At 56.4% G+C, this 11,320-nt stretch carries 7 protein-coding genes and 1 tRNA gene; 4 read left to right on the top strand and 4 right to left on the bottom strand.

Annotation, left to right across the window (positions count from 1 at the left end; genetic code table 11):
• Nucleotides 1-82: 82 nt before the first annotated feature.
• Nucleotides 83-2,020: a type I secretion protein gene (locus tag ACR0MS_RS01320; RefSeq protein WP_480568094.1), complete on the bottom strand. Its 1,938-nt coding sequence runs from the start codon at nucleotides 2,018-2,020 to the stop codon at nucleotides 83-85.
• Between the two features lie 143 nt (nucleotides 2,021-2,163).
• Entirely contained in the window at nucleotides 2,164-4,545 is a 2,382-nt protein-coding gene (locus tag ACR0MS_RS01315; protein WP_480568092.1) for a beta strand repeat-containing protein, read from the bottom strand.
• A 604-nt stretch (nucleotides 4,546-5,149) separates the two neighbouring features.
• On the opposite strand from ACR0MS_RS01315, the gene ACR0MS_RS01310 reads away from it, so the two are divergent.
• Nucleotides 5,150-5,893, top strand: coding sequence for a helix-turn-helix transcriptional regulator (locus tag ACR0MS_RS01310; RefSeq protein ID WP_480568090.1), 744 nt, complete (start codon nucleotides 5,150-5,152; stop codon nucleotides 5,891-5,893).
• On the top strand, nucleotides 5,886-6,383 hold the full coding sequence (locus tag ACR0MS_RS01305; RefSeq protein ID WP_480568088.1) for a hypothetical protein: 498 nt from the start codon (nucleotides 5,886-5,888) through the stop codon (nucleotides 6,381-6,383). Before ACR0MS_RS01310 ends, ACR0MS_RS01305 begins: the two co-directional genes overlap by 8 nt.
• A 9-nt stretch (nucleotides 6,384-6,392) precedes the next feature.
• Here ACR0MS_RS01305 and ACR0MS_RS01300 read toward each other — a convergent pair.
• Nucleotides 6,393-6,477: transfer RNA gene (locus ACR0MS_RS01300), tRNA-Leu, on the bottom strand.
• A gap of 238 nt (nucleotides 6,478-6,715) precedes the next feature.
• On the opposite strand from ACR0MS_RS01300, the gene ACR0MS_RS01295 reads away from it, so the two are divergent.
• Nucleotides 6,716-7,054 carry a hypothetical protein gene (locus tag ACR0MS_RS01295; protein WP_480568086.1) on the top strand — a complete coding sequence of 113 codons (339 nt, stop codon included), beginning with the start codon at nucleotides 6,716-6,718 and terminating at the stop codon, nucleotides 7,052-7,054.
• Nucleotides 7,047-8,273 carry an HlyD family secretion protein gene (locus tag ACR0MS_RS01290; RefSeq protein ID WP_480568084.1) on the top strand — a complete coding sequence of 409 codons (1,227 nt, stop codon included), beginning with the start codon at nucleotides 7,047-7,049 and terminating at the stop codon, nucleotides 8,271-8,273. Before ACR0MS_RS01295 ends, ACR0MS_RS01290 begins: the two co-directional genes overlap by 8 nt.
• A gap of 214 nt (nucleotides 8,274-8,487) precedes the next feature.
• On the opposite strand, the gene ACR0MS_RS01285 is transcribed toward ACR0MS_RS01290, so the two are convergent.
• Nucleotides 8,488-11,277, bottom strand: a complete 2,790-nt coding sequence (locus ACR0MS_RS01285; protein WP_480568082.1) for a bifunctional aconitate hydratase 2/2-methylisocitrate dehydratase — start codon at nucleotides 11,275-11,277, stop codon at nucleotides 8,488-8,490.
• Nucleotides 11,278-11,320: the final 43 nt, after the last annotated feature.

The raw sequence follows: 11,320 nt of genomic DNA, 5'->3' as shown, positions 1-11,320 counted from the left end.
CGGACTGGCAAACGGGGTTCGGCGTGACGAAAACAATATCGACATACTAAAACTTTCGGGTCACTCGTAACTAATAAAGAGATTAGGCTAGCATGGACTGCAAACCGTCTTCCAGACTGGCCGCCTCGGAGGGTGTTAGTTTGTTGTGGCCCGGTGCAAGATCTGACTTTCCGGGTCCGTTTGTTTCCTCCATCAAAAACGCGATGGCTTCATTGGCGATTTCTTCGCCCAACTCTTCATCAGGTGAGTCGATCAGGCTGGCTTGGTGCAACAACACATCCGAGTACTCGCCCTCCGCCGCCATAACGACCGAGTCGACGCCGATCTTCGAGACGCTGGCCGCGTTCAACAGCGCGTTCCCTGCGCCCAGCGCCGATGCTTCGGCACCTTTGCCGCCTTTCAGATGCACGTCGTCCTGATCCTGCAACAAAGTGACTTGTTCGATCACATTCGCCTGGACCAGATCCCCTTCAATCTTCAGAACACGAAGCTGCTCCATTCCGGCATAGGCAGGATCGTTCAACAGCGCGTCTTCAAGGGCGTCTGTGTTCACTTCCTCAATCGGCAAAGCACTGGCCAGGTTCGGAGTAATGTCTTCATGCGTATCTTCACCCGTGCTGGTCAAAGACACTTGGTTCATGACAAGGTTCTCTTCGACCTCATCCTGCACGGGACCCGTTACAACATCGTCGTCGATCAAGACGATCGTTTGCTGCACGATGTCGACGGAAACCATATTCCCACCAACCATTACCACGTCATAGAAGCTGCCCAACTGAACGACGTTGGTGGCATTGAACATGTCGTTGTCGCCCAGGACATACATACTGTTCGAGGTCGAGACCTCGGTCTGGATGTGGTCGATGTCGGTGGCGTCAATCACTTGTTTGACAAAATTGGTGACGTATAGGTCTCCGCTTATCCAACTGATAACGACAAGCGGATCCTGTCCGGGTGGTGCTACGTTATCTTCAATCCACGGCGCTTCGCTGGCTTCGACAGCAATTTGCGACGACTGGACAACCTTGGTTTCGCTCTGGGCACCCGGCTCTCCCTCGTCGATGTCCGAGACGACAGCGACCTGGCTGACGACGGTCAGATCATAGGACGTTCCGCCCACAGCAATGATCGGTGCATCAACCCAACCGACTGTGATCGACACTTCGTTGATGGCCAGATTGCCACCGGCAACTACCGTGTGGCCTTCACCAAAAACGTCATCCTCGGACTGATCCCACTCTTTCGGGAAGGGATCCGGCTGTCCGCTTTCTTCTTCGTCCTCTGACTGATGGTGTTGTGGCAGAAGTTCCATCCAATCGGGCAGTTCCTCAACACGTTCACCGTTGACGATGATGCCCACAGCCTCTTCGCCATGGAATTGATGGACGGTGGCGCCATCGACCTGAACGGTTACGGTCGCCTTCATCTGTTCGGCCAGTTGTTCCAGCTTTTCGACCGATTGATAATCCGCAATGTCATAAGAGGGCGATGACATCGCATGCATCGAAAGCGCGACGTCCAGCGCCTCATACCCTTCTTGCATCAAGACTTCGGCGTCTCGAAAATCGCCCTGGCCAACCGTGTCATTGTCGCTCAGGGTAAGGGTCTGGAATGTATACGTTACGGCCGATCCGATAAGTTCGGGCACCAGTTCCGGAATCACGATGGTCTGCTGAAATTCCGCCGTAAACAATTGGCCGTCTGGAACAATCTCTTTCGGACCGGACACCGGGTCGACGAAAAGAGCCGGTTCAGGGATTGGACCTCCGGAGCCCGGAGGGAACGGGCCATCATTTTGTGGGATTTGGAATTTGTAGGGAAGCGCCCCGAATTTACCCGGATCAAGTTTCAGGTCGGCCCGGACGTTGATGGCCGTGGCGTCCGCCAGATCCTCTAATTCAATCTTGCGTCGGAGGGCAGTAAATTCCTCGTACTGCTCGCGCAGTCTGGCCTGCTCAGTCGTAAGCTCAAAGGTTCCAATAAAGTGGGCAATCGTTTCACTGATACTGTCGAGCGACATAACATTGTCCTTTCCCCGTTCCGGCGCAAAATTTCCGGTCTGGGTTAAGTTGGGCCGAGGCCACCGCGAGCGGCCTCGGCAATCGGCTTGACCGGATCAGAGAACGAGAACCGTCGCCCTCTGACCCAAACCCTGACGGCGGGTTATACGTCGGTATCGTCGCTGGTGTAGGTCGAGTTCATCGAGCCACCAACCATTGTCGTGTCGACCGAGTTGCCAAGGACGTTGGCGCCCATGACGATCGTCTGGTTGAAGGCCGATGTGTCCACTACAGCAGCTGCCGAAGCGTAGGATTCGCCGTGAACGATACCGTCGCCGGCATTGTTCGAACCCCAGGACCCGGCGTTGCCGCCTGCGCCACCTGCACCCGAGTTGGCACCGGAAGCGTCGCCACCGTTGACCATTGCACCGGTGATCGGACCGTTGCTTGCAGAACCCATTGCGTCGCCGCTGGTTCCACCGTAGCCGGCACCGGCACCACCGCCGCCACCGAAGCCCGAATTCGCCGAGCCAGTCGCGCTGCCTGCGCCTGTCGAAGTGGCGTCATTGTCGGACATCGCGTCACCGCCATATCCCGCAATCGCACTCGCCAGGCTGTCGGCGCTGCCGTCGGTGTCTGCCACGGACCACAGGCCAGAGTCGCCGCCCGCACCCGCGGTGTTCACGGCATCAGCAGAGCCTGCACCCGATCCGCTGGACATTGCGTCCTGCTGGATCGCGCCACCGCCGCCACCAAAGCCGTCGGCAGTTGCAGTACCGGTACCGGTACCCGTGGCCGAGCCGCTTGTGCTGTTGCCGCCACCTGCACCACCGTCGCCGCTGGTGTTTTGTGGCATGCTGGCTGTGCCATTCACGTCACCCGGGGTTTGCGTGATATTCGGGCCGGTTGTGGCCTGATCACCAACACCCTGAGCACCGGACTGAGCACCAGCCGTACCGCCGAGCCCTGCTCCACCGGTGCCGTCTCCGCCACCGCCAGTGCCGCCAGTGCCAGCACCGCCAACACCTTGGGCTCCGCTACCGTTGCCGCCGGAACCAAATCCGCCGTCTCCTTCACCGCCAGTGCCGGGGTTGCCGCCATTGACGTCACCGCTTCCGGTGTCTGCTTCGGCTTCACCCGCGTTCAGGCCAATCAGCCCGTTCTGCTGGTTCAGCGCAGCAAGCGCCGCGTCGACCTGGCCGGATGTTCCGCCCGTGCCAGCGCCGCCGGTGCCAGCGCCGCCAGTGCCGGTTGCACCATTGCCAGTGCCGCCATTACCGGTCGCGCCAGTGCCAGTTCCACCCGTTCCGCCGGAACCGGTGCCGTTGCCGCCATCAGCGTCAGCGTCGCTATCGGCAAGGCTTCCCGCCAGGCCAAGGCCCAGGTTACCAGCCGCCGCGTCGTTGGCTTCGGTGTCGCTGCTGCCCGCGTTTACCGCGACGCCATCGGTGTCAGCATCGCCGTCACCCCCATTGGCGCCATTGGCATCCGAGTCGTTGCCGGCCAGACCAGCACCCAGAGCCGTTGCACCGGTGGCATTGTTACCGCCAAGAGATGCGCCATCGTTATCGGCTTCGGACAGACCCAGACCCAAGCCCAGACCGATCGAGCCAGCGTTTCCGCCTTCTCCGGCAGTGCTGTCGCCATCAGAGTCGGCGCTGCCGGTATTGTCGGCATCGGCGTCGCTGTTGGCATTGCCGCCGGAACCCGCGGTGCTGCTTCCATTCGAGTCTGCGTTGGACAGTCCGACACCCAGACCGAAGTTGGTTGCGCTGCCCGAGGAACCTCCGGCTCCGCCAGTGCCGGCACCATCTGCGTCACCGGTGTGGCCGCCGAACGCCAATGCAGTACCACCATCGGTGTCCCCGTCTGCATATCCGCCATGAGCCGTACCGCCGCTTCCGGAGTTTCCTCCGTCCGACTGCGACCCGATGCCTTCGTCAGCATTCGCCGTACCGCCACGCGCGTCACCGTCTTGATCGAAGCTGCCGTTGTTCTTCACTTCGGCTGCGCCCAGAGTGTCGTCATCGCTCAGGTTCAGGTACTGCTTGTTGATGGCCGACATATCGTTGCCGGGGCCATCCAGACTGATGTTCAGGTTCAGGTCATCGCCGGGATCGTAATCCAGGTCGTTTCCAACGGTGATAACCTTGCCGATGCTCGATCCACCCGAGACATCCACATCGACCAGATCATCGTCGCTGCCCAGCGGCTCGGCGTCGCCAAAGTCGATGTGGACAGAGTTCGAATTGTCGTTGTCGTTGTCACCGTTCTTCTGTTTTTGAGCCTGACCTTGGCCCTGACCCTGATGTTGGTCCTGATCCTGATCGTTCTCGTTATCTACATCAGTTTCCACATCGGTTTTCTGAGCTTGAGCCTGCAGCTGATCCTGATCCTGTTCATTATCAACCTTGGTTTTCTGCTCGGTCTGGTCCGCGCTGATGTCGACTTCGTCGATATCAATTTCTTTTACCGGAGCAAAAACCGGACCAACATTAATCTCTTCGACGTCAGCGCCGTGATTACCATTACGGTTTCTAGACATATCAATTTCCACTTATGAAGCGCACTGACCGTCATTCATCTGCAAAACGGTTACGGGCGCGGTTGAAACAAGACTTGCGCACAAAAAAGGCGAGACGCGCTTTCGTGCGGCATCGTTTGGTGATTTGGCCTCCCACCCTCCTTTCTCGGCTTAGCCGAAAGAGCCCCTGCGGAAAAAATCGCGAAAATGCGCGAATCGCAGGCACATTAGGAACAAGCGCCTCTTCAATTGAGGCACTCATATCGTTGCAGGAGGAGCCCAACCTGAATAGCTAACCGTAAGCACTAGATCGCTTAGCATTCTGATTTTATTGAACTAAAAAACTGATTCGGCCTGTCTGTCCGAATAGATGCGGCAAAAGTTGGGCGCAAATCCCCTTAGGTGGGAAACCTTGCAATTTCCTCTACTTAAACGAGAAAGGCCAGCATCTACCTAACCGAAAGTACTAGAACCTAAGCCCTTGGAATCACGCTTTATTGAAGAAACTTGCACTATTCGCTGTAGTCTTGAGATCATACGCGTTAATATTCTGTTAATAATACGCTTCGAGTTCTGTTTACTGTTTTGCCGCATTTCCGCGGTTTGGGTTATGTAGGGGGGAATAATGAGTATCCCGTTTCAGGATAATTCTATCCAAGGTGATTTTACCGCCGAAGACTTCTCGATCAATTTTGTTGGCAAGGAACTGTTCTATTCACGTCAAACCTTGCGCGAAGTTCAAAACGAATTCGGTGTCGCCACACGCCGGATCGACAGCATCCAGTCAATTCCAGTCTGTCCTTCATCCGGTTCCGGCCAGGTCTTTATCGTCGACCAAATGTCACTTGATGATCTGATTGCACGGCCAAAAGCCTATAAGGATTGCGTCGGCCCCGGCAGCCTAGCCTTTGCATATCGCAAAGATGATGCGGCCCGGTTTCTGTTCGAGAACTGGGATCGCAACACATATGGTGACATTGGATACTTGCCGATGAACGTCTCACCAGACGTTTGGAGGTCTATCCTTCGCCTGTTGCTACACGAAGAATTTTACATGCCCTGTTTTCTTGCTGACAGCGTTGCTGCGAATGACAGCCACCCAAAGCATGAACAAACCACGATTTCTACGACGGCCGATCCGCACCCGATTTATTCCAGACTGACGCCGCGCGAGAAACAGGTTTTGCAGTTGGTATCAAAAGGCCAGAGCAACAAGATCATCGCGTCCAACCTGGGAATTACCGAGCACACGGTCAAACTGCATATCCACAATGTCGTGGGCAAAATCGGTGTCAGCAACAGAACCGCCGCCGCTCAGTTCTTTTTCGAGGTCGCGCCCGGCGAGGCGCACGAAGTGACCGTTGACTGACGATTTTGAAACCCGGTTTGATCGTCTGATCCTGCTGGTGGGTCGGCTGAACTATATGTGGACCAACACCGAAAGCCTGTTGATCCACTTGATCGCGGGCCTGAGCGGAACCAAGAAAGATGTCGCGGTGATTATCTTTCTGACATTGAACACCACGCGGGCGCGTCTTGATCTTGTGGAACGGCTTGCCAAGATGGAGGGTCGCCCACCCGAGGTTCGCGACCCCATCCTTGTCCACACACAGCGGTTGGCCAAACTGTCGGGAATACGAAACAAATACAATCACTGCATTTATTCCTTTGACCCCGACAGTGGTAATCCAAAGACGATCCTGATGAGGATTTCCGACAGAAAAACCGACATCAAGCTGGGGCGCGAAGACACGGTCGATGCCTCAGCCATGCAAGAGATCGAAGACATCGTTGATCAGCTCTCGGAGTTGAACCGCGATATCTGGCGGCTGATCGGCCAGTTGGGATTTCCTGTTTGAAGGATTGAGTGGTGCGGATGGCGGGGATCGAACCCGCAAGCCCTAGGGCGAGGGATTTTAAGTCCCTTGCGTTTACCAGTTTCGCCACATCCGCAGGTCACCGATCCGTCTGGTGCGGCGACTATCGGAACTCTTAATGCGAACCAAACTGATTGAAAAGTCGCTAAGTTGACGATTGCAAAGATGATGAGCCCAAAACTGGGGAGCTCGTGCAATACGGCATCCCGGCGCTGAAGTGCGTCTTTGATCAGGGCTGAAAACCACCCCGGTTTGATCTTTTTGTTTTCAATCGTTTATCCTTGCAAGATATCATTATGAAACCGGAGGTTCCCGTGAACAGCTCTCTTTCTGATGAAGCGCTGGCCCGACTGCCGTTTTGGGTCACCGCCCCGGGCGAAACGGACGGATTTCTGATCGTTGTGGGCATTTCGCTTGTCGCTGTTTTGCTGGGCTTCGGCGCGCTCTATTTCACGGTGCAGGCTATTCCAGACCGAATGGCGGCCGGTGCCCATAAGGTTCAAATGCAACTGGTCGGCGTACTTGGCCTGATCTCGCTGTTTACCTTGAACAATGCGTTTTGGATTGCAGCGATCCTAATCGCAGCAGTTCCTATACACGAAATCCTACCCTTGGAAACTGAGACAGATCTGCCGGAGCACACTGATGCTTGAGCTTATATTCTCGGCGCTGATCACGATCGTTCCGGACTATCTTTACCGCCGGTACAAACAGGGCAAGCGGTGGGGCCATGAAATCACGCTGTTCAACGTCTGGTATGAGCTGCGTTGGGGATTGACCGCCTGCGCAATTTTGGCCGTGACCCTGATAACCATCATCTTCTATTTCCACCCTTCTACGCGCAAAGTGACTGCCGTCTTTCGCACCGTGACCATCCTGTCCGACCGCGGAGGCCGGGTCGCCGAAGTGTATGTGACCAACAATGCAAGGGTGAAGGCAGGCGACCCGATTTTCACTCTGGATACCACCCGGCAGGAAGCGGCGGCAGAGACAGCCCAGCGTCGGATCGAAGAGATTGACGCCACATTGGGATTGATCGCAACTGAGGTCGCCACGGCCGAAGCACGCGTCACAGCCGCAGAAGCGGAACTGAGTCAGGCTGAAAACGACCTTCAGCGGCGTCTGTCACTGGCGGAACGAAACGACACTATAGTCAGCGAGCAAGAGCTGGAACGCCTTCAAACCGCCGTGTCCGGCGCGGCAAGCCAACGCGCCGCTGCCATTTCTGCACGCGACGGCGCCAAGTTGCGCCAGACGACAGTTTTGCCAGCACAAAAAGAAAGTGCGCGTGCGGTTCTGCGAGAGGCCGAGAATGAAATCGCAAAGTCCACGGTATTCGCCGAAGTGGACGGCACAGTGACCCAATTTTTGCTGAAACCGGGCGACATCGTGAATCCGATCCTGCGGCCGGCTGGTATTCTGGTTCCTGACATCTCGGGGCAAGGGCGGTTTGTCGCGGCATTTGGACAGATATCGGCAAGTGTCCTGAAACCCGGTATGCTTGTTGAAATTACTTGCCCATCCAAACCCCTGACCATCGTCCCCATGATCGTGGACGAGGTGCAGGAAACCATAGCCGCAGGTCAATTCCGACCGGGGGACGTGCTGCTTGATTCCCAGGATCGCGTACGTCCAGGCACGGTTACAGCTTTCCTGGCTCCGGTTTTTCCCGAGCACCTGGAAGGTATTCCACCCGGAAGCGCCTGTATTGGCGTCGCCTATACAAGCCGCGCAAAAGAAATAGACGCGGGGGAGATCACGGGGCTGTCCGCTTTTTTTGCCAGGATTGTGGACGGGATGGGCATAGCGAATGCCATTGTCCTGCGCGCGCAAGCGATATTGCTGCCCGTCAAGACGCTGGTGTTTTCTTGAAGCGCGCGTGATGACGCCGACACAGGCGTTCTGCAAATATCGTCGGGCCGAATGACACCGCACCGGACAAAGCGAACTGGCCCGGTGTTATGGCCGGGCGGCCCTTGATCGGCAACGGCTGACTCGCACACGTGCCGCAAAGTACCGGCAGCGGCATGACAGCTTGAGACAGACACATGGCCTGCTCAAGCCGCTCGCGCCGCTGCCGTTATCGTTAGAAATGAACCGACAGGCCGCTCAGTGGTTTCTGAATCGGCGGGGCGAACTTTGTCAGGTCGATCCCCTCAACCGCCAGCTTATATTCCTCAAGCGTCGGCGTGCGTCCCAGAATTGCGGAGAGGACAACAACCGGCGTTGAGCCCAAAAGCGATTCACCTTTCTTGGTCTCGGAGTCGGCGACAACCCGGCCCTGGAACAGGCGCGTTGAGGTCGCCAGAACCGTGTCCCCTTTTGCGGCCTTTTCCTGGTTCCCCATGCACAGGTTACAGCCCGGACGTTCGAGATAGAGAATGTTCTCGTATTCCGTTCTTGCCGTGACCTTGGGGGCCGCGTCGTCAAACTCAAATCCGCAATATTTCTGCAGGATTTCCCAATCCCCTTCCTCTTTCAACTCATCAATGATGTTGTAGGTCGGGGCGGCAACAACCAGCGGTGCCTTGAATGCGACCTCACCATGGGCCGCTTCAAGGTTGCGAAGCATCTGCGCAACGATCTTGATATCACCCTTGTGGACCATGCACGATCCGACAAAGCCCAGATCGACCTTCTTTTCCGCCCCATAGTAAGAGATCGGCCGGATCGTATCATGGGTATAACGCTTTGATACGTCGATGTTATTGACATCGGGGTCGGCAATCATCGGTTCGACAATTTCGTCCAGATCAACGACAACTTCGGCAAAGTACTTGGCATTTTCGTCCGGGGTCAGTGCAGGTTTTTCGCCCGACTTAATTTGAGCGATCCGTGCCTCGGCAATGTCGATCAGCTTCTGAAGCATTCCGTTCTCATGCTCCATCCCCTTGTCGATCATGATCTGAATGCGGTGCTTTGCAAGCTCCAGCGACTGGATCAGCGTGTCGTCGTTCGAAATGCAGATCGACGCTTTTGCCTTCATCTCGGCCGTCCAGTCCGTGAATGTGAACGCCTGATCCGCCAAGAGCGTTCCGATATGGACCTCGATGATGCGCCCCTGGAACACGTTGTCGCCATGCTGCGCCAGCATCTGCGCCTGAGTTGCATGGACCACATCGCGGAAATCCATATGATCGGCCATCTTGCCCTTGAAGGTCACCTTCACCGATTCAGGGATCGGCATCGAGGCTTCACCGGTCGCAAGCGCCAGCGCCACAGTGCCCGAGTCTGCACCAAACGCCACGCCCTTGGACATACGCGTGTGGCTATCCCCACCAATGATGATTGCCCAGTCGTCGACGGTGATGTCGTTCAGGACCTTGTGAATCACGTCTGTCATCGCGTGATAGACGCCCTTGGGATCGCGGCCGGTCACAAGACCAAACTTGTTCATGAACGCCATCAGTTTCGGCGTGTTGGCCTGAGCCTTGGCATCCCAGACCGAGGCCGTGTGGCACCCGGACTGATACGCGCCGTCAACGGAGGGCGACAGCACGGTTGCCGCCATCGCCTCCAGTTCCTGCGCCGTCATCGGGCCGGTCGTGTCCTGCGACCCAACGATATTGACCCGCACACGCACATCGGACCCTGAATGCAGCACCTTACCCGGCGCGACGCCCAATGCGTTGGCGTTAAAGATCTTCTCAACCGCTGTCAGCCCTTGATCGTCATTGCTGATTTCTTTCGACGGTGCAAAGACCCGCGGGGCCTCGATCCCTAGGGTTTCGGCGGCAAATGTCTGCAGCTTCTTACCGAAGACAATGGCATAAGAGCCGCCTGCCTTCATGAACTCCATCTTCTGGGGTGTGAACGACCCTTCCATGTCGACCAGTTCTTCGCCTTCGACACTGAAGAGTTTTTTCTTTTTCGTGTCGATCTTGAGCACGGTGCCCGTCTCGACCGAATATTTCTGTTCGAGAACTGGATTGCCGTCGTTGTTCAGGATCGGCTGACCGTCTTCCCCGATTTTCTTACCCCAGTTCTTGAGGTCGACACCGATCCCGCCGGTCACGCCGACCGTGGTCAAAAAGATGGGTGAAATCCCATTGGTGCCCGCCACAACAGGGGCCACGTTTATGAACGGAACGTAAGGCGAAGCCTGCTTGCCAGTCCACAAAGCCACGTTGTTGACGCCTGACATACGCGACGAGCCAACACCCATCGTGCCCTTCTCGGCAACCAGCATGACGCGTGCATTCGGGTGCTTCAATTTGAGCGCCTCGATCTCTTTCTGCGCCTCTTCCGAGATCAGGCATTTGCCGTGCAATTCGCGATCGGCCCGCGAATGCGCCTGATTACCGGGGCTCAGAAGGTCGGTCGAGATATCGCCTTCGGCCGCAACATAAGTGACAACCTCAATTTCTTCATCAATGTCGGGCAGAGTCGTGAAAAACTCAGCCTTGGCGTAACTGTCCAGAAGGTCCGCAGCGACCGCGTTGCCTGCTTCGTAAGCTGCTTTGATACGGTCCGTGTCGGCCTCGTAAAGAAAGACTTGGGTCTTCAAAACGTCAGCCGCTTGGCGTGCTATGCCCTCATCGTTGCCTAGCGCCAGATCGAGCAGTACCTCAACAGACGGGCCGCCTTTCATATGACTCAGCAGCTCGAAGGCAAAGGCGGGCGTGATTTCTTCAACGGTCGCCTCACCCAAGATGATCGCTTTCAGAAAGCGGGCCTTCTCACCTGCGGCGCTGGTGGTTCCGGGAAGTGTGTTGTAGATAAAAAACTGCAGGCAATCCGCGCGATGCGCGCTGGCCGTATCTTGAATATGGGCGATCACCTCATTGAGAAGCGCACCATCGTCAATCGGTTTAGGGTTCAGGCCCTGTTCTTTCCGGTTTTCGATTTCAGCGAGATATTCGTCGTATAGGCTCATGATCATTTCCACATCGGGCAAGGGGCTGGAAGACAGCTAATCT

Source organism: Ruegeria sp. CJ2, from assembly GCF_056536745.1.
This window is presented reverse-complemented; position numbering and strand designations above follow the sequence as displayed.